The sequence below is a fragment of the Kitasatospora sp. NPDC023176 genome (genome assembly GCF_055560495.1).
Genome location: NZ_JBVHIP010000005.1, coordinates 139,669 through 163,817, shown reverse-complemented (window position 1 = coordinate 163,817; position 24,149 = coordinate 139,669). Strand labels below are relative to the sequence as shown.

General features: G+C 73.9%; 20 protein-coding genes. 11 read left to right on the top strand and 9 right to left on the bottom strand.

Features of this window, described 5'->3' with window-relative positions; translation table 11 throughout:
* Positions 1–601: 601 nt before the first annotated feature.
* Together ACZ3YL_RS10395 and ACZ3YL_RS10390 are read right to left on the bottom strand one after the other, a co-directional pair.
* On the bottom strand, positions 602–1,234 hold the full coding sequence (locus tag ACZ3YL_RS10395) for a response regulator (protein ID WP_188304331.1): 633 nt from the start codon (positions 1,232–1,234) through the stop codon (positions 602–604).
* Positions 1,231–2,463 carry a sensor histidine kinase gene (locus ACZ3YL_RS10390; protein ID WP_188304330.1) on the bottom strand — a complete coding sequence of 411 codons (1,233 nt, stop codon included), beginning with the start codon at positions 2,461–2,463 and terminating at the stop codon, positions 1,231–1,233. Before ACZ3YL_RS10390 ends, ACZ3YL_RS10395 begins: the two co-directional genes overlap by 4 nt.
* Before the next feature lie 370 nt (positions 2,464–2,833).
* Between ACZ3YL_RS10390 and ACZ3YL_RS10385 the strand changes: the two genes are divergently transcribed.
* The 7 genes from ACZ3YL_RS10385 to ACZ3YL_RS10355 all read left to right on the top strand — a co-directional run bounded on the left by ACZ3YL_RS10385 (position 2,834) and on the right by ACZ3YL_RS10355 (position 9,658).
* Entirely contained in the window at positions 2,834–3,403 is a 570-nt protein-coding gene (locus ACZ3YL_RS10385) for a GlcG/HbpS family heme-binding protein (RefSeq protein WP_188304329.1), read from the top strand.
* A gap of 293 nt (positions 3,404–3,696) precedes the next feature.
* On the top strand, positions 3,697–4,119 hold the full coding sequence (locus tag ACZ3YL_RS10380) for a YunG family protein (RefSeq protein ID WP_188304328.1): 423 nt from the start codon (positions 3,697–3,699) through the stop codon (positions 4,117–4,119).
* 204 nt (positions 4,120–4,323) lie between these two features.
* Complete coding sequence (locus ACZ3YL_RS10375; protein WP_188304327.1) at positions 4,324–5,220, top strand: NAD(P)-dependent oxidoreductase; 897 nt, start codon at positions 4,324–4,326, stop codon at positions 5,218–5,220.
* Positions 5,221–5,335: 115 nt separating this feature from the next.
* On the top strand, positions 5,336–5,914 hold the full coding sequence (locus tag ACZ3YL_RS10370) for a flavodoxin family protein (protein WP_465656598.1): 579 nt from the start codon (positions 5,336–5,338) through the stop codon (positions 5,912–5,914).
* 375 nt (positions 5,915–6,289) lie between these two features.
* On the top strand, positions 6,290–7,417 hold the full coding sequence (locus ACZ3YL_RS10365) for an LPXTG cell wall anchor domain-containing protein (RefSeq protein WP_465656596.1): 1,128 nt from the start codon (positions 6,290–6,292) through the stop codon (positions 7,415–7,417).
* Between the two features lie 146 nt (positions 7,418–7,563).
* Complete coding sequence (locus tag ACZ3YL_RS10360; protein WP_411292940.1) at positions 7,564–8,790, top strand: hypothetical protein; 1,227 nt, start codon at positions 7,564–7,566, stop codon at positions 8,788–8,790.
* Between the two features lie 91 nt (positions 8,791–8,881).
* Positions 8,882–9,658 (top strand): MerR family transcriptional regulator, encoded by a 777-nt coding sequence (locus ACZ3YL_RS10355; RefSeq protein WP_188304325.1) that lies wholly within the window; start codon positions 8,882–8,884, stop codon positions 9,656–9,658.
* A 91-nt stretch (positions 9,659–9,749) separates the two neighbouring features.
* Here ACZ3YL_RS10355 and ACZ3YL_RS10350 read toward each other — a convergent pair whose 3' ends face one another.
* On the bottom strand, positions 9,750–10,913 hold the full coding sequence (locus ACZ3YL_RS10350; protein WP_465656594.1) for a helix-turn-helix domain-containing protein: 1,164 nt from the start codon (positions 10,911–10,913) through the stop codon (positions 9,750–9,752).
* 235 nt (positions 10,914–11,148) lie between these two features.
* Here ACZ3YL_RS10350 and ACZ3YL_RS10345 point away from each other — a divergent pair, with 235 nt between their 5' ends.
* The 3 genes from ACZ3YL_RS10345 to ACZ3YL_RS10335 all read left to right on the top strand — a co-directional run bounded on the left by ACZ3YL_RS10345 (position 11,149) and on the right by ACZ3YL_RS10335 (position 14,774).
* Positions 11,149–11,835, top strand: coding sequence for an RNA polymerase sigma factor (locus ACZ3YL_RS10345; RefSeq protein ID WP_223242120.1), 687 nt, complete (start codon positions 11,149–11,151; stop codon positions 11,833–11,835).
* On the top strand, positions 11,832–13,286 hold the full coding sequence (locus ACZ3YL_RS10340) for a hypothetical protein (RefSeq protein WP_465656593.1): 1,455 nt from the start codon (positions 11,832–11,834) through the stop codon (positions 13,284–13,286). Before ACZ3YL_RS10345 ends, ACZ3YL_RS10340 begins: the two co-directional genes overlap by 4 nt.
* A gap of 255 nt (positions 13,287–13,541) precedes the next feature.
* A complete protein-coding gene (locus ACZ3YL_RS10335) occupies positions 13,542–14,774 on the top strand; it encodes a hypothetical protein (RefSeq protein ID WP_465656591.1) in 1,233 nt (410 codons plus the stop codon).
* 111 nt (positions 14,775–14,885) lie between these two features.
* On the opposite strand, the gene ACZ3YL_RS10330 is transcribed toward ACZ3YL_RS10335, so the two are convergent.
* Positions 14,886–16,385: an aminopeptidase P family protein gene (locus ACZ3YL_RS10330; protein ID WP_411292976.1), complete on the bottom strand. Its 1,500-nt coding sequence runs from the start codon at positions 16,383–16,385 to the stop codon at positions 14,886–14,888.
* 124 nt (positions 16,386–16,509) lie between these two features.
* Entirely contained in the window at positions 16,510–17,946 is a 1,437-nt protein-coding gene (locus ACZ3YL_RS10325; RefSeq protein WP_465656589.1) for a PP2C family protein-serine/threonine phosphatase, read from the bottom strand.
* Between the two features lie 618 nt (positions 17,947–18,564).
* Between ACZ3YL_RS10325 and ACZ3YL_RS10320 the strand changes: the two genes are divergently transcribed.
* Positions 18,565–19,248 (top strand): bifunctional DNA primase/polymerase, encoded by a 684-nt coding sequence (locus ACZ3YL_RS10320; protein WP_188305787.1) that lies wholly within the window; start codon positions 18,565–18,567, stop codon positions 19,246–19,248.
* Between the two features lie 216 nt (positions 19,249–19,464).
* Here ACZ3YL_RS10320 and ACZ3YL_RS10315 read toward each other — a convergent pair whose 3' ends face one another.
* The 4 genes from ACZ3YL_RS10315 to ACZ3YL_RS10300 all read right to left on the bottom strand — a co-directional run bounded on the left by ACZ3YL_RS10315 (position 19,465) and on the right by ACZ3YL_RS10300 (position 23,736).
* Entirely contained in the window at positions 19,465–20,448 is a 984-nt protein-coding gene (locus ACZ3YL_RS10315) for a DUF5926 family protein (RefSeq protein WP_465656731.1), read from the bottom strand.
* Between the two features lie 132 nt (positions 20,449–20,580).
* Positions 20,581–21,168, bottom strand: a complete 588-nt coding sequence (locus ACZ3YL_RS10310) for an ATP-binding protein (RefSeq protein WP_465656587.1) — start codon at positions 21,166–21,168, stop codon at positions 20,581–20,583.
* Between the two features lie 241 nt (positions 21,169–21,409).
* Positions 21,410–22,234 (bottom strand): glycerophosphodiester phosphodiesterase family protein, encoded by an 825-nt coding sequence (locus ACZ3YL_RS10305; protein ID WP_188305788.1) that lies wholly within the window; start codon positions 22,232–22,234, stop codon positions 21,410–21,412.
* A 149-nt stretch (positions 22,235–22,383) separates the two neighbouring features.
* Positions 22,384–23,736: a purine-cytosine permease family protein gene (locus ACZ3YL_RS10300; protein ID WP_465656584.1), complete on the bottom strand. Its 1,353-nt coding sequence runs from the start codon at positions 23,734–23,736 to the stop codon at positions 22,384–22,386.
* Positions 23,737–24,149 lie beyond the last annotated feature (413 nt).

The following is a 24,149-nucleotide window of genomic DNA, read 5'->3' as shown; positions in this document are numbered from 1 at the left end:
CCCCCCCCCCCCCCCCCGGCGGGGGGGCCCGCCCCCCCCCCCCCCCCCCCCCCCCCGGCCCGCCCCCCCCCCCCCCCCCGCCCGCCCGCGGCGCGGGGCCCCTTGGTTTCGGGGGGTTGGGGGGGGCGGGGGTTGGGCCGGGGGGGGGGGGGTTCGGGGGGGGGGGGGGGGGGGCGCCCCCCCGGCCGCCCCCCACGCCGCCTCGTCGCGCGGCTTCGGCGCTGCCGCTCCCCCCGACACCCCCCGGCAGTCCCGCCGTTCCCCCCCTGGCATCACCCTCCGGCGAGAGCGTTCCGCACGGACCCCGGCGAGCCCCCACCCCCGGGGACGTCGTGGTCTCACGCTAACAAACCGCGTGGTTGGTTTGTCAATAGTGAGATCCACGAAAAATCCACAATCATGGCGATGTGGTCGGGTCGGTGTGATGGGCGTCCCACCAGGCAGTTGTGGGCTCGTCAGGGTGGCGTGCGGTCGTGCCGTCCACCCCGGGCGCGAGGAACGCCCGACCTGGAATCCGACATTCCATGCATGATGGCAGCACGGAGTGACACCGCGCGAGTGCCCAGCGCAGTGACGGATCCGTCAATTCCGGAAGGCGCGCTCAGCGCAGCAGCCGGCGCTCCTTGGCCACGGCCACCGCGCCGGCCCGGGTGTCCACGCCCAACTTGTCGTAGATCCGCCCCAGGTGGGTCTTCACCGTCGCCTCGCTGATGAACAGCGCCCGGGCGATCTCCCGGTTGCCCAGCCCCTGCGCCAGCTGTTCGAGGATGTCCTGCTCCCGCTCGGTGAGCTGCGGCGCGGGCGCCCGCATCTGCGCCATCACCCGGGAGGCGACCGGCGGCGAGAGCACCGTCCGGCCCTGCGCGGCGGCGTGGACGGCGGCGAACAGTTCCTCCGGCCGTTCGGCCTTCAGTAGGTAGCCGGTGGCGCCCGCGGCGATGGCCCGGGTGATGTCGGCGTCGGTGTCGTAAGTGGTGAGCACCAGGACGTGCGGTCCGCCCGGGGCGGCGGTGATCCGCCGGGTGGCCTCCACCCCGTCGATGCCGTCGCCGAGTTGGAGGTCCATCAGCACGACCTGCGGCGCCAGCTCGGCGGCCAGCGCGACCGCCTCCTCCCCGGTGCTCGCCTCGCCGACCACCTCGACGTCGCCCGCGCTGGCGAGCAGCGCCAACAGGCCCGCCCGGACCACCGCGTGGTCGTCGCAGACCAGCAACCGGACGGGGATCGCGTTCATCGGTGCTCCAGGGGGATCGCGGCGGAGACGACGGTGCCTTCGCCGGGGGTGCTCTCCACGGTCAGCGTGCCACCCAGCTGCCGCAGCCGGGCACGCATGGCCGGCAGCCCGTACCCGCGTGCGCCGCCGGCGGTGCGCCGGTCGTCCGCGGCGGGGTCGAAGCCCTGGCCGTCGTCGGCGATGTCCAGCACGGCCTGGTCGCCCAGGAAGGACAGCGTGATCGCGGCCGCCGAGGCCCCGGCGTGCTCCCGGACGTTGGCCAGCGCGCCCTGGGCGATCCGCAGCAGCGCGGACTGCGCGGCCGCGGGCAGCGGGACGGGCGTGCCGTCCAGGTGGAAGCGGACCGGCAGCCCACTCTCCGCGGACTCCCGCTCGGCGAGCGCCCGCAGCGCCCGGTCGAGGGTGCCACCGTCGGCGAGTTCGGCCGGGGCGAGGTCGTGGACGAAGCGGCGGGCCTCGGCGAGGTTGCGGGCGGCGACCTCGGCGGCGGTGCGGACGTGGGTACGGGCGGTCGCCGGGTCGGCGTCCCAGGTGCGGTCGGCGGCCTGCAGCAGCATCTGCTGGCTGGACAGCCCCTGCGCCAGGGTGTCGTGGATCTCCATCGCCAGCCGCTCGCGCTCGGCGAGGGTGCCCTCCCGCCGTTCGGTGGCGGCGAGTTCGCGCCGGGTGCGGACCAGGTCGGAGATCAGCGCCCGCTGCCGGGCGGCCTGCCGGGCCATGAACAGGAACACCCCGGTGGCCAGCGCGGCCACGGTGGGCGGCAGCAGGACGAGGGTGGCGTCCGCGGTGCCGGGCAGCCGGATCTCGGCGATCACCACCAGCAGCGTCAGGGCCGCCACCAGCGGGATCGCCGCCCGTGCGGGCAGCGCCCGCAGCGCGGTGTAGATCAGCGGGACGGCGCACCAGGCGAAGCTCGGCGCCAGCAGCACCAGCACCACCCAGAGCGCGACCACCAGCGCCGACGGCCACCGGCGCGGACGGCCCGGCGCGGCCGGGCGGCGGTGGTCGAGCCAGGAGGCGGCCGGCTGGGCGACGGCCAGCGCGGCGCTCAGTCCGATCACCCAGGGGATCCAGGGGCTGCCGGCGTGGTGGGTGAGGTAGCGGCTGAGCGCCGCCGCGAGCAGCAGCAGGAAGGCGGAGTCCAGCAGCAGCGCCAGCCGGCCGGTGTCCGGGTCCCCGGCGTCGGGCCCGCCGCGGGGCGGGAAGGCGGGCGGGCGGGGCTGCTGCACGGGTGGCTCCTGGCGCTACGGGCTCTGCACGGTGCTCGGTCGGGCGCGGCGGAGGTGGGCCGCGACCGGCTCACTGACCTGCGCCGATCCCTCGATGGTGACCCGTCCGGCCCGGTCCCGCATCAGCCGATCGGTTGACGGCGCCGTCCCCCATCCTGCCCGGACGGTCGCGCCGGACCGTCGATGCCGCGCGCCCCGGTCCGGCCGGAGGATCGAAGCAGAGCCGGGCGGTCCCCCCGCCGCCCCGGCCCCCGACATCCGGGACCCGCCGCCCGGGCCCCCGGACCCGCTGCGGGCCCCGCAGAACCCGCAGATCCCGCGAACAGATCCCCGCGATCCCCGCGAACCCGTTGAGTTGAGGAGCTGGACCATGAAGAAGACCTCCGTGCGCACCCGGGTGCTGACCGGCACCGTCGCCGTCGCCGCGCTCGCCGCCGCCGGCGTGGGCGCCGTCTCGGCCAGCGCCGAGACCACCGAGATCCCGGCCGCGTCGGCCGCGCCGGCCGCGGTGAAGGCCGACACGCAGAACAGGAACCTCGCCCAGAGCACCGGCCTGAACATCGACGCCGCCACCCGCGCCGCCCAGGCTGCCCTGGACGCGGCGACCAAGGCCGGCCAGCACGTCTCGGTCGCCGTGGTCGACCGGGACGGCGTCACCCGTGTCCTGCTCAAGGGCGACGGCGCCGGCCCGCAGGCCCCGGAGTCGGCCGAGCGCAAGGCCTTCACGGCGGTCTCCTGGAACGCCCCGACCTCGGAGCTGGCCAAGCGGCTGGCCCAGGCCCCGAACCTGAAGGACATCCCGGGCACGCTGTTCCTGGCCGGCGGCGCCCCGGTGCAGTCCAAGGGCGCTCCGGTCGCGGCGATCGGCGTCGCGGGCGCGCCCAGCGGCGACCTGGACGAGCAGTTCGCGCAGGCCGGCGTCGCCGCACTGGCGAAGTGACGCACCCCGGCCGGTCGGCCCGCCCCCGCGGCCGACCGGCCGGAGCCGCCTGCGTACGTGCCGCCGGAGCCGCCTGCGTACGTGCCTCCGGACGCGCCTCCGGACGCGCCACCGGGCGCAGTTCCGGAGAGCCGCCGCCGGGCGAACTCCCGCCCCCACCACCCCCCGTACTCCCCTCCGACGGGCCCACGGAGTCCTCGTTCGGGTGAACAAGGGGAGGGGCGCCGCAGAACAGGCGATGACCCTTGGAAAAGCCGGTGTCGTTGTCAGTGCCGCGTGGCAGGCTTCCCGGTATGACGGCGTGGACCCTCAACGACATCGAACGTGCGATCCGCTCCTCCTGGGGTCTGGACACCTGTGCGCCCGAGGACCTGGCCCACTGGCGTCCCGACAATCCCGCCCGCGGCCAGTGCGGTGTGACGGCCATGGTGGTGCACGACCTGCTCGGTGGCGAGCTGATGATGGGCGAGGTCCACGTCGACGGGGTCCGGACGGACCTCCACTGGTGGAACCGCTTCGCCACCGGCTTCGAGATCGACCTCACCCGCGAGCAGTTCGGCCCGGGGGAGCTGGTCGGCCCCGGCCGCCCGGTGGCCCGCCCGGCCCGTCCCGGCCGGCTCCAGGCCCAGTACGAGCTGCTCCGTCACCGTGTGGTCACCGAGCTGGAGCGCGGGGCCGCCACCACCCGGATCCGCCGCCCGGCCCGCGTCGCATGAGTCGCTGAGCGCATGGGCCGCTGAGCGCATGGGCCGCTGAGGCGCATGAGTCGCACAAGGCGTGTCCGACCCGCCAGAGCCGCCGGACCGTTCGCAGCGCCGGGCCGCCGTGACGCGCTCCCGGCCCCGGCCATTCCCTGACGTACAGTCGGCCCCGGACGAACCAACGTACGTACGGATGGCTGCGGCGACGGGAGTGCGCGGATGAGCGGGTCGACGGTCGGTTTCGTGGGGCTGGGCGCGATGGGGCAGGGCATGGCCGGCAGCCTGCTGCGGGCCGGCCACACCGTACGGGTCTGGAACCGCTCGCCCGAGCCGGTGGCCGCTCTGGTGGCCCAGGGCGCCGAGGCGGCCGGTTCGCTCGCCGAGGTGTTCGCCGCCGACACGGTGGTCTCCATGCTGGCCAACGACCAGGCGGTCGAGCGGCTGCTGCTCGACCCCGAGCTGCTGGCCGGCGCCACGGCGACCCTGCACGTCAACATGGCCACCGTCTCGCTCGCGCTGGCCGAGCGCGCCGAGGAGCTGCACGTCGAGCACGGCATCGGCTACGTCGCCGCGCCCGTCCTCGGCCGGCCCCCGGTCGCGGCGGCGGGGAAGCTCAACATCCTGGTCGCGGGCGCGCCCGAACTGCTGGACCGGGCCGAGCCGCTGTTCGCCGCGATGGGCGAGCGCACCTGGCACTTCGGCGACCGCCCCCGGCAGGCCAACACCGCCAAGATCAGCACCAACTTCCTGCTGGCCTGCGCGATCGAGTCGATGGCCGAGGCGTGCAGCCTGGCCGAGTCCCACGACGTACGGCCGACCGACCTGGTGGAGATGCTCACCGGCACGCTCTTCCCCGGGCCGGTCTACTCCGGCTACGGCTCGATGGTGGCCGAACGACGCTACGAGCCGGCCGGGTTCCGGCTGCCGCTCGGCCTCAAGGACGTCGGCCTGGCCCTGGACGCCGGGGCCGCGCGCCATGTGCCGCTGCCGTTCGGCGGCATCCTGCGGGACGCCTTCCTGGACGCGCTGGCGCACGGCGACGGGGACAAGGACTGGGCCGCCGTCGCCGAGGTCGCCCGCCGCCGGGCCGGACTGCCGGCGCGGCCCTCGTCCTGACCGGCCGGAACCCGGAACGGAGCGCATGACCCCTGGTCGGGGCGCGGGCGTGGAATACCCGGCGCACGGCGGGTGCTCACCCCTCTGCCCGTAGCACCCGACCGGGGGAGTACCGATGACCGACCAGCCGTCCGGCGCCGAGGCGCCACGCCGTTTCCTGTTCGTCGACGCCAGCTCGCGCGTCGGCGGCAACACCGAACAACTCGCCCGGCTGGCCGCCGAGTCGAGCCTTCCGGAGGGTGCGGAGCAGCACTGGCTGCGGCTCGCCGACCACCCGCTGCCGCCCTTCCAGGACCTGCGGCACACCGGTGACGGCCGCTACCCGGAGCCGGTCGGCCACGAGCGGACCTTGCTGGAGGCCACCCTGGCGGCCACCGACCTGGTCTTCGTCGCGCCGCTGTACTGGTACACGATGCCGACCACCGCCAAGCTCTACCTCGACTACTGGTCGGCCTGGTTCCGGGTGCCCGGGCTGGACTTCCGCGCCGGGATGAGCGGGCACACGCTGTGGGACGTCACCGTCCTGGCCGGTACGGCGGACGACGCCGAGCCGCTGATCGGCACGCTCAAGCTGACCGCCGAGTACATGGGGATGCGCTGGGGCGGCGCGCTGATCGGCAACGGCACCCGCCCGGGGGACGTCCTGCGCGACGAGCAGGCGCTGATCGCGGCCAAGTCCTTCTTCACGGGCTGACCCGACCGGGCTGAGCCGACGCAGCTGGGCCGACCGACTCGACCCGGTCGGTCGGCCCACGCCCGGCCGGTTCGGGCCCGCGCCGACGACGGACGCATTCCGGCCATCCAGGGCCATGCGATACCGTCCTCCCGGACGTGTACCCGTCACTCTGTGGTCATCTTTGACGCGACGCAAAAGCCCTGTTCCCGGACGGAGTTGGGCGATTCGGGCGCACCGGCCGCGTCCGTAGGTCACAACGTGGCACCTGCCTTCCGGAGTGGCCGGATCGTTCGGTACTCTCCGTCGGACTTTCAGCTTCGCGGGGGGTCCTGCGGCGTCTACGGCCGCCCCCTCGCGCCCCGGGCCTCGCCCGGACACTTCCGTGAGGTCTCTTTGTCCATACGTCGCAGTCTTGCCCTGGCCGGCGTCGCCGCGCTCACCTCCTCGCTCGTGCTGACCGGCGCCCAGGGCGCCATGGCCGTCGGCTCCACCGGCGCCCCGTCCTCCGCCGCCCCGTCCGCCGCCCAGGCCGAGCAGGCGAAGCACCAGAGCCTCGACCTCTCGGTGCGTGGCGTCCCGGACACCTTCGTCGCCGGCGGCGACGCCCGCGTCTTCTCCTACCGGATCCAGAACTCGGCCAAGAACGACTTCGTCGCCTTCCCGCTGCTGAAGTTCAAGAACAAGGCCGGCACGCTCAAGGCGAAGGACCTCAAGGTCGAGTACCAGCTGCCGGCGGGCCTGCCCGGCGGCGGCACCTGGCGGACCGGCTCGATCGCGCCCGGTGGCGGTGACGGCGACGACAGCGCGGTGCTGATCCTGCTCGGCGGCGTGAACGACGGCGGCCCCGCCGACGACGCGCTGCTCTACCTCGCCCCGGGCAAGCAGATCGACATCGACGTCCGGGTCTCCTTCACCAAGGACACCCCGCTGGGCAAGGCCGGAGTCGTACCGGTGGTCTTCTCGGCCAACGCCGACGACGAGTCCGACAACGGCCACTTCAGCTGCGACGGGATCAAGGGCGCCGGCTTCACGATCAAGGCCGGTGGCGGCGGCAAGCCCAGCCCGACCCCCACCCCGACCAAGACCGGCAAGCCGACCCCGACCACCACCGCGTCGCCCACGGCCACCACGACGGGGACCCCCACCACGGCGCCGACCACCCCGGCCCCGACCACCCCGGCGCCGACCACGCCGACCACCCCGGCCACCGGCACCGCCTCGCCGTCCGCCTCCCCGACCGACTCCGGCGCGACCGCCACCCCGGCCCCGTCCGGCAGCAGCACCGACGCCCAGCAGCCGATCGACTTCCCGGTGGACGTCCCGAAGGTCACCCCGCCGAAGATCACCCCGGCCGTCGTCACCAAGGCCAAGACCGCCGCCGACAGCGCGGGCAAGACCCTCGCCACCACCGGTGGCGGTGACGACACCACCGCGCTCGCGGCCGCCGGTGGCGCCGTCCTGGTCGCCGGTGTCGGCACCCTCGTGGTGCTGCGTCGCCGCAAGTCGGGCCAGCAGAGCTGACCCGGGACTGACCCGAGTCGCTCTCCCCGAAGCACCCCCGTGCCGCCCGGCCGTTCTCTGGACGAACCTCCGGGCGGCACGGGCCGTTCCCGTCCGTCACATAGGATGTCCGGCCGGAGGGGGCGGAACGGCGCGGAGAGGTACAGGTGCAGGGAGAAATCACGGCACGGGCCACCACCGATTACGAATCCGCGACCGGTCGGATCGCGGGCCTGCCGCTCCGCAGGCACCACGTGCTGCTGACGGCGTGGACGGTGCTCTGGTTCTTCCTGGTGGAGCCCAGCGGAGGCTTCTCCTGGCACTACCTGCGCCAGGGCGAGCAGCTGCTGTTCAGCAGCCAGCCCGACGGCGGCCTCTCGCTCTACGCCCACCACCCCGAGCTGCAGATCGGCCCGGTCAGCCTGGCCGCCGCCCGGCTCACCGCGCCGTTCTCGCCGCACGTCGGCGAGCTGGTCGCGGAGGCGGTGAGCGCCGGGCTCGGCCTGGTGATGCTGGTGCTGGTCGGCCGCACCGCCGCCCTGTACTACCTCGGCACCGGCATCAACCACCGCCGGCTCCAGCAGCGCCTGCTGATCGCCGGGCTGGCGTTCATCCCGATGTGGGTGGAGGTGTCGGTCCGCTTCGCGCACCTGGACGACGTCCTCGCGCTGTTCTTCACCACCCTCGCCGCGCACGCCCTGGCCCGCGGCAAGCCCTTCCAGGTCGCGCTCTTCCTGGCCCTGGCGGTGGACTCCAAACCCTGGGCACTCGCCTTCGCCCCGCTGCTGCTGGCCCTGCCCAGGCCCGCCTGGCTGCGCACCGCGCTCTGGTTCTGCCTGCTGGTCGCGATCGCCTGGCTGCCGTTCTACCTGGGCAACCTGGACACCATGGCGGCCGCCAAGTTCACCATTCCGAACCAGCCGGCCTCCGCGCTGCGCTGGTTCGGGGTCACCGACCCGGCCACCCCGTGGTGGGACCGCCCGACCCAGTTCGCGCTCGGCATCGGCCTCGGCTGCGTGGCCGTCTGGCGCGGCCGCTGGCCGGCCGTGGTGCTGCTCGGCGCGGACGCCCGGATCCTGCTCGACCCGAGCGTCTACACGTACTACACGGCCTCGATCCTGCTCGGCACCCTGCTCTGGGACGCGGTCGGGCAGAAGCGACTGGTCCCGTGGTGGAGCTGGATCGCGCTGGGCGCCCTGTACGGCGGCACGCTGCTCCTCCCGTCCGACTCGGCCCGCGGCCTCGTCCGGCTCGCCTTCGTGGTGGTCTCCGCCGGGTACGTGCTGCTCTGGCCCACCCAGAAGACCCGCCGCCCCCGGCCGCCGGCCCAGGGCGGCGGGGCGGGACGCCGTCGGACGGCCCGGCGGCGCGAGCGGGAGCTGGTCGGCACCTGAGCCCCCCGGCGCAGGCCTCCCGCCGAAACGGCTTGACCCTCACGTCACGTGAGAGCGGAGGGTGGTGGTCAGCACCAGGGAGGAGTTCCGGATGAACCAGGACGAGGGCTACCCGGTCGGCGCCGTGGCGAAGATCGCCAAGGTGACCGTCCGTACCCTGCACCACTACGACGAGATCGGTCTGCTGTCCCCCGCGGGCCGCACCCGGGCCGGCTACCGCCGGTACGTGGACGCCGACCTCGACCGGCTGCAGCAGATCCTGTTCTACCGCGAGCTCGGATTCCCCCTGGAGGAGATCGCGGCGATCCTGGACGACGGCTCGGTCAGCCCGACCGAGCACCTCCGGCGGCAGCACCGCTTGCTGACCGACCGGATCAGTCACCTCCAGGAACTCGCCACAGCCGTCGAACACGCCATGGAGGCACGCAGGATGGGCATTCAGCTGACCCCGGAGGAGAAGTTCGAGATCTTCGGCGAGGGCTACCGCGAGGAGTGGGAGCAGGAAGCCGAACAGCGCTGGGGCGGGACCGAGGCCTGGGCCGAGTCCCAGCGCCGCACCGGCGGCTACGGCAAGGCCGACTGGCAGCGGATCCAGGGCGAGATGACCGAGCTCAACACCCGCCTGGTCGCGGCCGTCACCGCCGGCGAGCCCGCCGACGGCACCGTGGCCATGGACCTCGCCGAGGCGCACCGGCAGCACATCTGCCAGAACTTCTACGACTGCACGTTCACCATCCACCGCGGGCTGGCCGGGCTGTACGTCTCGGACCCGCGCTGGACCAGCACCTATGAGGAGCTCACCGCCGGCCTGGCGCAGTGGCTGCACGACGCCATCCTCGCCAACGCCGACCGGCACGAGCAGGCGTAACCAGGGTCAGGTGATCCCACGCCTCGGGTGACCCCGTACCTCGGGCGACCCCGTACCTCGGGCGACCCCGTACCTCGGGCGATTCCGCGCCTCAGGCGACCCCGCGCCCGAAGGAGCGCCGGTACGCGGTCGGCGAGGTGCGCATCACCCGGCCGAAGTGGTGGCGGAAGGTCGCGGCGCTCTCGAAGCCGACCGCCGCGGCGATCTCCTCCACCGACCCCTCCGGCGACTCCAGCAGCGCCAGACTGGCCGCGATGCGCTGGGTGACGACCCAGCGCATCGGGCTGGTGCCGTTGCGGGCGGTGAAGTGCCGCAGGTAGGAGCGGTCCGACATCCGGGCGGCCCGGGCCAGTACGGAGACGGTCAGCGGGTCGGCGAGGTGGTCCAGCGCCCACTGCATGCTGCGGGCGATCCCGTCCTCGTCCTCCTCGACCGGCCGGACCGCCGCCTCGATGAACTGGGCCTGCCCGCCGTCCCGGTGCGGGGCCACCACGAAGCGCCGGGCCACGCTGTTGGCCACCTTGGCACCGTGGTCCCGGCGGATCAGGTGCAGGCACAGGTCGATGCCGGCCGCGCTGCCCGCGCTGGTCAGCACGTCGCCGTTGTCCACGTAGAGCACGTCCGGGTTGACCCGCACCCGCGGGTACCGCTGCTGGAGCAGCTCGGCGTACCGCCAGTGGGTGGTCGCCTCCTTGCCGTCCAGCAGCCCGGCGGCGGCCAGCGCGAAGGCGCCCGAGCAGATCGACACGATCCGGGCGCCGCGCTCGTGCGCCGTCCGCAGCGCCTCGACCAGGCCGGGGGAGACCACGCCGGCGAAGGCGCTGCGCACGCCGGGGACGATGACGGTGTCGGCCGCCGCGAGGTCGTCCAGCCCGTGCCGGGCGGTCAGTGCGAAGCCGCCCACCGCGTCCAGGGCGGTGCCCGGCCGGTCCGCGCACACCTTCAGCCCGTACCAGGGTGCGGCCAGCAGCCCGCCCAGCTCGGGCCGCGCCAGCCCGAACACCTCGACCACCACGCCGAGTTCGAACGGGGCCATGCCCTCGAAGGCGTACACCGCGACGTCGTGCACGGGCTCCGGGCGCCGGCCGATGCTGACGGCCACCGGACGCGGCCGGGCCGTCCGGTCCTCGGCGCCCTGCCCTGTGATCTGCCCGATGATCTGCCCGGCGCCCTGCCCGGCGCCCTGCCCGGCGCCCTGCCCGGCGCCCTGCCCGGCGCCCTGCTCGGTGACCTGCCCGGCGTGCTGCTCGGCCATGCGAACCCCCTGCTCACGGGTGGCGGAATCCCGGTGAGTGTAGCCCTCGCGGCCACCCCGGAACTTTTTTCGAATCCCCCTGCAACCTTCACCCACGCCGCACGTCCATCAGTACGGGGGCGGAGGGAATCAGGTCGGACGCGGCTGCGAGGATCTCCCCGATCACGATCTTGATCAGGTGCCTGACGGTCCGGCGGACACGCCGTCACCGTCCCGGGGGAAAGCAGAACCGCACATGTCCATGGCCATCGGGCCGTTCGCCGCGCCGCGGCGGGGGCACGGCTTCTCCGTCCGCGGGTTCCGCGGAGTGGTCGTCGCGCTGCTCGGTGCGCAGGAGGCCGGTGAGCCGGACTCCGAGCTCACCACCGACCAGCAGGCGGCGCAGCGCCGCTCCGGCTTCCGGCTGCTGCGCGGCGGCCGCAAGCCCGCCGAGGACCGGCCCACCCTGACCGACCTGTACCACGCCCACCGGCTGGGCCTGGTACGGATGGCCGTCCTGCTGGTCGACCACCAGGACCTCGCCGAGGACGTCGTGCAGGAGGCCTTCACCCAGCTCTACCAGCGCCACGGCGAGCAGCTGGACGACCTCGACAACGCGCTCGGATACCTGCGGACCTCGGTGGTCAACGGCGCCCGCTCGATGCTGCGCCGCCGCAAGACCGCCCGGGAGTACGTGCCCCCGCACGAGGCCGACGCCCCCTCCGCCGAGGACCACGCGGTGCTCAACGACGAGCACCGGCGGGTGCTCGTCGCCCTGCAGGAGTTGACCCCCCGCCAGCGCGAGGTGCTGGTGCTGCGTTACTGGTCCGACATGTCGGAGGCGCAGATAGCCGAGACCCTGGGGCTCTCCCGGGGTGCCGTGAAGTCCACCGCCAGCCGGGCCCTGGACGCCTTGGAAAAGCACCTGGAGAAGGTTCGATGACCGACAAGTTCCCCCGCCCGGGCGGCGGTGACGGCGACGGGCCGGCCGAGACCCCCACGGAACGGCTGCTCCGCGAGGCGATGAACGCCCGTACGTCCCTGATCACCGCCCACGACCTGCGCCCGGCCGATCCCCCGAAGGGCCGCCTGCGCCGCTTGCGCCCGCTGTACCTCACCACCGTGCCGATCCTCGCGCTGGCCGCCGCCGCGGCGATCGGCGTGGTCACCCTGCACGGCAACCCGGTCGCCGACCACACCACCCCGCCGCCCCCGGCCGCCAGCATCACCGCCTCCCCGAGCCCGACGGCCACCCCGTCCGCCTCCCCGTCGGCCTCCCCGACCGCCGACGCCACCCCGACCGAGGACGCGGAGACGGACGCCCCGCTCTCCGACGCCACCCCGACGACCCAGACCTCCAGCAGCGCGCCGGCCGGGGCCGCCACGTCGTCCACCCTCCGGGGCGTCAAGTTCAAGGTCCCCGCGGGCTGGAAGGCCGTGCCGGTCTCGGCCGACCGGGTCTGCGTCCTGAGCCCGGGCGCGCCGACGGACCCTCAACAGGACTGGACACAGTCGAGGTGCGAGCCGTACGGCGTCCTGGTCGTGGCCTACAACAGTCCGGACGAGCTCGCCGCCGGCGGCCTCTGGCCGACGACGGCCGATCTGACCGCCGACGCGGGCTGGGGCCACCAGCCGAACTGTCCGATCTGGGGCCGGCCCTACATCCCCGACGGCCCCTACTCCTCGGTCGGCGCACCCGTGCGGACCAAGCCCACCGTGGCCGGAAAGACGATCGACAAGACCCAGTGGAACGTCACCTGCAAGCCCGGTGACACCTTCGGCGCGCAGCTGTGGGGGATGAGTTCGGACCAGGTCTTCGTGGTGGCGAACGGACTCAAGAGCGACTACCAGCCGGGCCTGACGTCGATCGTCAACAGCCTGGACGTGAGCGGCCACAAGGCGCCGAGCCCGGGCCCCTCCTCGGCCGACCAGGCCGCGAAGGACATCGCCATCACGGTCGACGGCGGCATCGGCGCGGGGCAGAAGGTGTCCGCCAACGGCACCCCGGTGACCTTCACCGTGACCTACCGGAACACCGGCCAGAAGACCTACCCGCAGCTTCAGCCGCTGGTGTACACGAAGTGGTACGCCGGGACGCCGCCGAGTGACATGCTCGAGATGAACGCGGGCAAGCTGGAGCGCCAGGACGGCGGTGGCTGGGTGCAGATCCCGCTTTCGCAGGGGGGCGGCATGGACTACGCCATGGTGAACCCGAAGGCCCGGTTCTCGCTCGCACCGGGTGAGAGCAAGGCGGTGACCTACCGGATGGCCCTCGATCCGGCAGACGGGCCCGGGGCGATGCCGGTGGCCGTTCAGGTGACGCTGCCCTACGACGGCACGGTGCCCCTGACCGTCCTGAAGGACCAGCCGGTCTCGGTGACGGTCGTGAAGTAGCCGTCCGAACCGGGCCGTCGAGGCGCCGTAGCCAGGTCTCCCCTGGTCACGGCGCCTTTCGGCGTTCCGGGAGGAGGTGCGGAAATTTCTCGAACCCGGCTGCAACCCCCCGGGGGGATGGACGTCTATCACCATGAGAGGCGGGGAGAGCGAACCGGCGGGGCCGGGGCTCGGGCCGGTTCCTCGGGGCGACAGTAGGCGCCGGATCACCATCACCATCACCATCATCACCATGTCCTTTGGGGGGACTGTCACATGAGCGCGTCCGTTATCAGCCGTATTGTGAAGATCATCCCGCTTGTCGTCGTCGCCGCGGTCGGTGCCGCGGCCTGCGGTCCGACGAACGGCGGGGCGTCTGTCGCCGCCTCCGCTCCCGTCTCCGCCCCCGCCGTCCCCTCGGCTGCCACGCCCGGTGCGGGTGCCGTCCCGGCCGTCCCGGCCGTCCCCGCCTCGGTCGCGCCGAGCACCGAGTCGGCGCCGCCCGCGGCCGGGGCGAAGGGCGGGACCGTCCCGGTCGTGGCTGCCAGGCCCGGGGCCGAGCCCACTGCGAAGACCCTGGCCAAGCCGGCTGCCGGCACCCCGGCCAAGCCCGCCGCCGGCACCCCGGCCAAGCCCGCCGCTGGCACCGCCGCCACGGGTGGTGGCATCGGGATCACCTTCGACGGCCTGGGCGAGGGGCAGCGGATCCAGGTGGGTGACCAGGTCTCCTTCTCGGTGACCTGGAGGAACAACGACGCCTCCGGCACCCGCGCGGTGGCTCCGGTGGTGGCGACGCAGCAGTTCGAGGGCGCGCCGTGCCAGCAGATGCTCTCGATGGCGCAGGGCACGCTGGAGCGCAAGGACGCCTCCGGCTGGAAGGCGATGCCCTCGCTGAGCCAGGGCGGCGGCATGGACTACGCGGGCACCGGCAACGACGCGGCCTTCACCCTGGCCGCGGGCGAGAGCAGGACCGTCGAGTACCGGATGGCGCTCGGGGCGGCCAACCAGCCGGGCCGGCTGTCCGTGGAGGCGGACGCCGTGGTGCCGTCCACCTACCAGGTGACGGCGAAGGGGGTGGTGACCACGGCGGTCGTCGACAGCCACCGTCCGGTGGTGACCTCGGTGTCCGCGCCGACCCCGCTCGTCGTCGGCGGCGCCCCGACCGAGTTCTCCTTCACGGTGTCCTCGCCCGACGGGCCGGCGCTGCTGCGCCCGGTGGTGCAGCTGTCGGTGCCCACCAGTGAGCGCGTGTCCGGGGCGGACCTCACGGTCGAGGCGAAGGTCCGCGGCGAGTGGAAGTCCTTCGAGGTGGACCAGGACTGCGACGGGCGCCTCGGGGTGGCGCCGTCCCAGCTGCTGGGCGTGATGAAGGGCAACCCGACCGAGTACACGTTCCGGGTCGGCCTGAAGCGGGCCGGTGACCTCGGGCAGGTGGAGATCGAGGTCGGCGGCGACTCGGACGGGCACTACGGAGCCCGCACCACCCTGAAGCCCGCCGTTCAGCACTGACACCCGGTAGCCGGTAGCCGCTGGCCGGTAGCCGGTAGCCGGTAGCCGGTGGCGAAGCCGAAGGGCCCGGCCCCGTACGAACGGAGGCCGGGCCCTTCACCGTGCTGCGGCTCAGGCCAGCGAGGCCATCCAGGCCTCGACGTCCTCGGACCGGCGCGGCAGACCGGCCGAGAGGTTCTCGTTGCCGTCGGCAGTGACCAGGATGTCGTCCTCGATCCGGACGCCGATGCCGCGGTACTCCTCCGGCACGGTCAGGTCGTCCTGCTGGAAGTACAGGCCGGGCTCGACGGTGAGCACCATGCCGGGCACCAGCAGGGCGTCGACGTGCTCCTCGCGGCGGGAGTGGGCGCAGTCGTGGACGTCCAGGCCGAGCATGTGGCCGGTGCCGTGGAGGGTCCAGCGGCGCTGCAGGCCGAGTTCGAGGACCTTCTCGACGTCGTACGCCGAGGCGTCCAGCAGGCCCCAGGCGAGCAGTCGCTCGGCGAGGACGCGCTGCGAGGCCTCGTGGAAGTCGCGGAAGCGGGCGCCCGGCTTGACCGCGGCGATGCCGGCCTCCTGGGCGTCGTGGACCGCGTCGTAGATCTTCCGCTGCAGCTCGGTGAAGGTGCCGTCGATCGGCAGGGTGCGGGTGACGTCGGCGGTGTAGAGGGTGTGGGTCTCCACGCCGGCGTCCAGCAGCAGCAGTTCACCGGGGCGCACGTCGCCGTCGTTGCGGACCCAGTGCAGGGTGGTGGCGTGCGGGCCGGCCGCGGCGATGGTGCCGTAGCCGACGTCGTTGCCCTCGACCCGGGCGCGGCGCCAGAAGGTGCCCTCGATCCAGCGCTCCGAGGTGGCGACGGCCTGGCCGAGCTCGCGGACCACGTCGGTGAAGCCGTTGACGGTGGCGTCGCAGGCGGCGCGCAGCTCGCCGATCTCCCACTCGTCCTTGACCAGCCGCAGGCCGCTCAGGAACTCCTTGAGCCCGGCGTCCTCGTCGGCGTCCAGGACGTCGGCGAGCGCGGCCTCCAGGCCGGCGTCGTAGCCGCGGACGATCCGGGTCGGCACGGCGGGGTCCTTGGCGCGCTCGGCCAGTTCCTCGGCGGCCTTGCGGACGTCGCGGGCGGGCAGGCCGAGCAGCTGCTCCTGCTCGGTCAGGCTGTGCCGGCGGCCGACCCACAGCTCGCCGTGGCCGTCGAGCCAGAACTCGCCGTTCTCGCGGTCCGAGCGGGGCCGCAGGTACAGCGTGAACTCGTGGCCGGTGTCGCCGGTCGGCTCGCCGACCAGTACCGCGTCCTCGGTCTGGTCACCGGTGAGGTGCACGTACTCGCTGGAGGCGCGGAAGTTGTAGTCGGTGTCGTTGGAGCGCACCCGCAGGTTGCCGGCCGGGACGACCAGGCGCACGCCGGGGTGGGCGGCGGACAGCGCGGCGCGGCGCGCGGCGGCGTACGGGGCCTGGGCGACGGGGGTGAGGCCGTGCAGTTCGGTGTCGGCCCAGCCGGACTTCATCGAGGCGGAAAGCTCGTCCGAGATCTCGCCGTAGAGGCCGTTCTTGCGGCCCTTGAACTGCTGCGGCTCCTCGCCGCCCTCGGCCTCGGGGTTCTCGGCCATCGCGGGGGTCCGGTCCTCGGTCACGTGCAACGCCTCCTTGGGGGTGGTACCGCCGCCCTCGGGGGAGGTGTCGGGTCGCGACACGCGCGGGCGGCCGTGCGTCCATGGTACGGACGCCCGGCCGCTCACCCGCCCGGGGTTCGTACGCCTACTCGAAGCGCGCGGCCAGCAGCGTCAGGTCGTCGGTGGCCGGGGCGGTGTCCGGGAAGGGGCAGACGGCCAGCAGGTGGGCGCAGAGCCGGTCCGGGTCGATCCGCACGTCGCGCGGGGCGTCGGCGGCGGCCCGGCGCAGGTTGGCCTGGCCGGCGTGCAGGGTCGGGCCGCAGCGGCGGGCCAGGCCCTCGGTGTAGAGCAGCAGGGTGTCGCCGCGTTCGGCGGTGAACTTGACCCCGGGGGCCTCCCAGCAGGCCAGCATGCCGAGCGGGGCGGAGAGCGAGGTCTCGACGAACTCGGCGCCCCGCCGGCCGACCAGGACGGGCGGGCAGTGCCCGGCCCCGGCCATGGTGATCCGGCGCTCCTCGGGTTCGACCCAGGTGTAGACGGCGGTGGCGGAGCGGCTCGGCTCGGTGGTCTTGAGCAGCAGTTCCAGGTCGCCGAGGACGGAGACCGGGTCCTCGCCCTCCAGCACCGCGTAGGCCCGCAGCGCGGCCCGGACCCGGCCCATCGCGGCGGCCGCGCCGGGGGCGGAGCCGGGTCCGGCGCCGGGGCCGTCGCCCGAGACCGAGCCGACGGTGAGGCCGACGGTGCCGTCCGGCAGCGGGATGGCGTCGTACCAGTCGCTGCCGCTGGAGCGGTCCAGGCCGGCCGGGACGAGCCGGGCGGCGAGCCGCAGTCCGGGGGTCAGGGGGAGGTGGTCGGGCAGCAGGCCGCGGCGCAGTGCCTCGGTGGTGCGCCGGACGCGTTCGGCCTCCAGCTGCTTGGCGAGCAGTGGGGCGGCGATCTCGCAGTAGTGGCGGGCGAGTTCGCGCTGGCAGCCGGTGGGTTCGGCGGGCCGGTCGTAGAACCAGACGGCGGCGGCGAGCGGGCCGTCCTCGGCGGTGGCGAGCGGGAGGCCGTAGGCGCCGCCGAGGCCGAGGTGGACGGCGAGTTCGCGCAGTCGGCCGCCGACGGCCGGGTCGTCGGCGAGGTCGCGGGAGTGGAGTTGCTCGGGCCGGTCCTGTTCGCGCAGCAGCCTTGCGAGCAGGCTCTGTTCGGTCGGGACGGTCTCCAGGGCGCCGAGGCTGGCCCGGTCGAGGCCGAGGCCGACGGGCTGGCCGGGGCCTCCGCCGGGCAGCAGGGTGACCAGGACGCCGCGGCTGGCGCCGAGCAGGGCGGCGCCGGAGGCGAGGACGGCGTCCAGGGTGGCGGCGAGGCCGCGGGCGCGGGCAAGCCGTTCGGTGTGTTCGTGCAGGCTGGTGATTTCGGACAGACGTCCGGCCAAACGGTCCTGCACCGCGGCGGACGGGGCCGCGGTGTCGTCCGCGGTGTCGGCGGGGGCCGGCCGGCCCGGCGGGTCGAGGACGGTGAGCCCGCCTGCGCAGCCGGGCTCACCCGGCTCTGCGGTCGGCGTCGACGGGCGGGAGGTCGACGGGTGGGACTTGGTCATGCCACCACTCCTGACGCGGTGCTACGTGCCATGCGGAACCCCCGGATACGGCCGATGTGGAGCGAGCACGGCCAAAGGGCCCGTTTCGCCTCGATTCGCTACTACTCGTCATTGATCGACAGCAATGCCACCACTTCTACACAGGCCATTCGGGGCATGTCCAGATCCAGGGCGACGCGGTGGCCGGTTCCACATCCGAGCGACCCGGTCGGAGGGCGTGCACGGTTCGTGCGCGCGCCGGTCACGGCCGGAGGCATGGAGCGAGCCGGGAGCGGGCAGAACGGAGGGAACGGACCGGGCGGCCGTCCGGATCGTATGTCCGTGCCGCCCGCGCCCAGGGCTGGCCGGAAGTCTCTCACTCGTACGGTGGAACCAAGCGCGCCCGGGCGGCGTCCATCCGGTCGCATACGGGATTCTCGTTCCAGGGGCTGTTCCAGTGCGCGGCCCTTCTCATGTCGTGCTCCACACCGTGCTCCACGTCGTAGCCGCGCCGTCCGCCATGCCGCCCGCCCCGCTTCGCGCCGTCCGGGGCCGTGCCGTCGCGGGCCCGGGTGGCGAGTCCCGACGGACGTCGGTGGAGCGGAGCGAACCGAGCGGTCAGGGAAAGGAACGAGCGCCATGCGTGAGAACCCGAAGAGCCCGAAAAGCCGGTCGCAGGAGTCGCAGGAGTCGTCGTCCGCCCGGCTGGACGCGGCCCTGACGGCCGCCGTCGAACACCGCTGGCCCGTGGTGCCCGGCACCGTGCTGTGCGGCGGCCGCTGTTCCTGCGGGGATCCGGACTGTCCGGCGCCCGGTGCCCACCCGCACGACCCCTCGCTGCTGGCCGCGACCACGGACGCCCGGATGGTGCGCTGGTGGTGGGAGCGGCAGAGCCCGGACGCGCCGGTGCTGGCGGCCACCGGCTCCGCGGTCTCGGCGGTCAGCCTGCCCGCGGCGGCCGGCGCCCGGGCGCTGGTCTACCTGGGCGCGCTGCGGGTGCCGCTCGGCCCGGTGCTCGCGATGCCGGGCCGCTACGCGCTGTTGGTGGCCCCGTACTCGCTCGACGCCCTGGGTGAGATGCTCGCCCAACTCCCTTGGGTGCCGGGCTCGTTGCGCTACCACGGGGCGGGCGGCTTCCTGCCGCTGCCGCCCGGCGGCGGGGCCATGGGGGTCCCCCCGGCCGGAGGCTGGGGGAGGGTGCGCTGGGTGCTGGCGCCGCGACCGGCCGTGTCCGGTGGGGTCCGGTTGCCACAGGTCGGGCCACTGCTGGGCGAGTTGGTGGAGGCGACGGTCCGGCTGGACAGCGGGCGCTCGACGTACTGACGGATCGCCGGGTCGTGCCGGACTCCGGGCCCGGTGGTGCGGGGCGTTCCGGAAAACGAAAGATCCGGCCGCTGGCGACGGGGGATGCACCAGCGGCCGGACTCTTTAGACAGTAACAAGGATCCGCGCCTGCGCCAATTTCCAAGACGCCCTCCAGGCCCGGAAATTGCGCCTTCACGGCGACAATGTGACGCGTATCACCGGATCCTGTGCGCTTTAGTTCAAGGTGACCTGACGGTTCACCAGGTTGGCGCGGGCGCGCCGCTCCTCGGCGGTCAGCGGGGTCGCGTCGGCGAGGACGGCGGCGAGCCGCTCGCCGAACTCGGCGGCCGGCTTCTCGCAGTCGGCGGCCGTCATGGCGAGCGGGAGGTCCCACACCGGGACGGTCAGGCCGTGCGCGCGGAAGGAGCCGACCAGGCGGGTGTCCGCGCCGAGCGAGGCCTCGCCGGCGGCGTTCAGCCGGGCCAGCGCGTCCAGCAGCTGATCCTCGGGCACGGTCATCACCCAGCGCAGGTGGTTCTTGTCCGGGGTGCCGCACCAGTAGGCGGCGTCGACGCTGGCGAGCTTCTCGGTCGGGATGGCGGAGGCGTTGGCGCGCTCCAGCGAGGCGGCGACCTCGCCGGTGGCGGTCTCGGCGTCCTCCAGCCAGAACTCGAAGCCGGCGTGCACGGTGGGCTCGAACGCGGCGGTGGTGTCCAGCAGGTCCTGCAGGCGGCGGCCGCCCGGGACGGTCCGGCGGGCCGGGACGGGGCTGCCCGGCTCGGTGGCCAGGGCCAGCTCCAGGGCGTCCGCGAGGTCGCGGCTGAGGTCGCCGGAGGAGGACTGGGTCTGCAGGCCCAGCAGGATCGAGCCGTCCGCGCGGCGCAGGGCCGGCCAGGCCAGCGGCAGCACGGTGGCCAGGGTCACCGACGGGACGTCACCCTCGGCGGTCCCGGCCACCCCGGCGGCCAGCGTCAGCGGCACCGTGGCGGCGGGCACCAGCTCGCGCAGCGCGACCCAGTCCGCCTCGCCCGACAGGCCCTCGAACGGGCGGTGCACCAGCTCCTGCACCGCGTGCGAGGCCTCCCGGCCGTGGCAGGCCTTGTAGCGGCGGCCCGAGCCGCAGGGGCAGTCCTCGCGGGCCCCGACCACGGGGATCTCGCCCGTGACGGTGGTGGTGGACTGGCGCTGCGGCGCCTTCTTGGCGGCCTTCTTGCCCATGCTGCGGCTCTCCCGGGGACGGTGGTCCATTTCACCGGGAAGCCTACTGACGTTCCACCGGCGCGCGGCAACGCGCCGGGGCGGACGTCGTACGCCGGGTGCCCGTCGTACGCCCGAGCGACCGCCGTGCCGCTACGCGCTGCGGGCGGTGTCACCCCCGGTGCGCCGGGCGTGCCGGGCCCGGGCGGGCAGCGCCGCCCAGACCGTCACCTCGCCGGGCGCGTCGCGGACGCCCCAGTCGCTGGCCAGCTGGTCGACGATGGCCAGGCCGCGGCCGCCGCGCGAGGTCAGCGAGGGGCTGGCGGGCAGCGGCCGGGTGGTCGCGCCGCCGTCGGTGACCTCCAGGGTCAGCACGCCGTCGGCGTGCATCTGCCAGCGGACCAGCACGCCGCCGTCCGGCTCGGTCGTACCGTCCTCGCGCTCCCGGCCGCCCGGCGCCGGGTGCGTCCCGGTGGGGACGCCGACCAGCACCTGGTCCACCACCTCGGCCCGGGCGCCGCGGCCCAGGGCGGGCAGCGGGCCGAGCGGACGGGCGTATCGACAGGCGTTGCTCAGTAGTTCGGAAAGGATCAGAACAGCATCATCGATGACCGGTTCCGGTATCTGCCGGTCACCCAGATCTCGACGCAGTCGGCGCCGTGCGACCCCGACACTCGCTGGGCCGTGCGGCACTGCCATGGTCGATGAAGTCGGCACTTCACGCGCCACCATCAACGCCACCCCCGGACCTCCTTCAGCGTATGCCGAGGGATGGATGCCCCTTGGTAATGCGTCGGAAACGACCAACGGTGGATCCTGCACGCCCATTTCGGGCGGCGCGACTCAGGGTCGACAAGAGGTCATTCCGCGCTCACCCTCTGTCGCCCGCACGCAAGAATTCCGGCAATAACGTGTGCGGAAGGTTTGCTTGCCGACCACGGTGATCAGGTGCCAGCGGTACGGCGGTGCTTCCGGACCGGGATCACCGCCCGAGCTGCGCCAGCACCTCGGCGGGCTTGTTGGTGATGATCGCGGACACCCCGAGCTCCAGGCAGAGTTCGACGTCGGCCGGCTCGTCCACCGTCCACACGTGCACCTCGTGGCCCAGCTCGCGCAGCCGGGGCACCAGCTGCGGCTTGGCCTTGATCAGCTCGATGCCCGGGCCGGCGATCCGCGCCCCGCCGGGCAGCGGCTGCCCCGGGCGCAGCCGGCCGAGCAGCGGCAGCATCCGTTCGATCAGGAACACCCGCCGGTAGTCGGGCGCGGCGGCGGCCACCCGGTTCAGCGCGATCGAGGAGAAGCTCATGATCCGGGCGGACGGGCGGTCGCCCTCCCGGACGGTGCCGATCTTGAACCGCTCCAGCGTCCGCAGCAGCTCGGCCTCGACCCGGCCGCGGAAGCGCACCGGGTGCTTGGTCTCGATCGCCAGGTCCACCGGGCGGCCGCAGTCCACCACCAGTTCCAGCAGCCGCTCCAGCCGCAGCACGCCGCGCAGCTCGGGGTCGGTGCTGGGCCGGCCGGTCTTCCAGGCGCCGAAGTCGTACGCCTCCAGCTCGGCCAGGGTCATCGCGGAGACGGTGCCCCGGCCGTTCGAGACCCGGCCGATCCGGCGGTCGTGCACGCAGACCAGGTGGCCGTCGGCCGTCACCCGGACGTCGCACTCGACGGCGTCCGCGCCCTCGTCGAGCGCGCGCCGGTACGCCGCGAGGGTGTGCTCGGGCAGCGCGTGGGAGGAACCGCGGTGGGCGATCACCTGGACGGAGGGCGCGGTGCGCGCCGCCGCCGGGGGCAGGTCTGGGCTGGTCACGGCCCCAACGATAGGGGGCGCGGGTGACGCGGAGGCGAAGACGGTCCCAACCTGCGGGGCCGGCTCCGCCTCCGGGACTGCCGGGGCGTACCAGGGCCTGCCGGGGCCTCCCGCGGCGTACCAGGGCCTGCCGGGGGCCTGCCGGGGACTCAGGCCCGCGCGGCGCGGCGGGTCAGCGGGGTGAGCGCCCAGGTGGCCAGGGCCGGGACCAGGAAGGCGAACAGCGAGGCGGAGGTCCACTCCTGCGGGGTGAAGTGCAGCGCCTCCTGGGCGGAGGTCCAGAAGTCCACCCACCAGCCGGCCACCGCGGTCGGCGCGATGAACTGGTAGATCGCGAAGCCCAGCACCCACGGCAGCAGCATCAGCCAGCGGGACGGCGCCCGCTCGGAGAGGTCCCAGCCGTGCCGGCCGGCGCCGAAGAAGTAGTCCACCGCCAGCACCGCCAGCAGCGGCACGAAGACCGAGCCGATCAGGCCGAGGAAGTTGCTGTAGGTGTCGGTGAACCGGTCGATCCGCAGCGCCAGCACGGTGATCAGCACGCCGATCCCGCCGCTCAGCACCCGGCGGTCCACCCGCGGCAGCAGGTTCTGCAGCGACATCGCGGTCGAGTAGACGTTGGCGAAGGACTGGTCGGTCTCGCGCAGCACCAGCACCAGCAGGAACAGCCAGCCGGCCCAGACGCCGAGGAAGGAGTCGAAGATCCGGTTCGGGTCGCCGTCGGACTGCAGCAGCGCCATCAGGCCGAGCACGTAGCACCAGACCTGGGCGACGGTGTAGCCGGAGAAGCTGCCCCAGAAGGCCGAGCGCGGAGTGCGCGAGTGCCGGGTGTAGTCGGCGGCCATCGGGACGAAGGAGATCGACACCGCGATCATCGCGTCGGTGGCGCCCAGGAAGCCGTGCCAGTTGCCCGCGCCCGGGTCCGGCACGCCCTGGCGGCCCAGCTGGACGGTGAAGTACACCATCGCGACCGCGACCGCCCCGGCCACGAAGCGGCGCAGCACCGCGATCGAGCCCAGCGGCCAGATCGTCAGCGCGGTGGTCAGCGCGCCCGCGAGCAGCACGAACAGCCAGCGGTAGCCGGTGGTGTGGGCGACGGTCTGCGCGCCCGCCGCGATGGTCAGCAGCTCGAACACGCCCCAGCCGATGCACTGGACGATGTTCAGCACGGTCGGCAGGTAGGACAGCCGGGTGCCGAACAGGCCGCGCAGGTTGGCCATCGCCGGGGCGCCGGTCCGGGCGCCGATCAGCGCGGCCACGCCGAGCATCGCGGTGCCGACCGCCGTACCGGTCACGATCGCGGTCACCGCGGCGGCCAGCGACAGCTCGCTGCCCTTGGCGCCGAGCACGGTGGCGGCGGTGGAGAAGCCGATCAGGCTGACGCCGAGGTTCATCCAGAGCGCGAAGTGGTCGCGGAAGCGCAGGGTGCGCGGCGGCTCGGTGTCCAGGACCAGCGGCGCCTCGACGCGCTGGTCGGGAACCGCGGTGGCCGCGGCGGAGTCCACCGGGGCAGTGGGGAGGTCCTTGGACGCGGGCGCGCCCGGAGAAGAGGATGGCGAAGCAGGCGGCATGGCCGATACTCCCTACGCCGGCATTACCCGGACAGGTTCCGGCGGTCAGCGCCCCCTCGACGGTCCGCCGGTCACTCGCCTGGCGTACGGTCGACATGCGCACTCTCAGCCTGGTCGGTCCAAGCTCCCGCGTGTCAGTTTGGAGCGACAGGCTAACCGGCATGGGTACGAACGCCAAAGGCCGTCGGGTGCGCGGTCCGCATCGCGGGACGTCCGGCGGGGGGTGGGGAGCCCCGGCCGTCGGTTGCGGCTAAGGATTCTTATGAGTTCTTCAGAGGGGTCCTTACGGTAATCGAATCGTCGGTGCGAAAAACTATGGTCCTTGGTTCTGTCAGCTATGGAGGTCG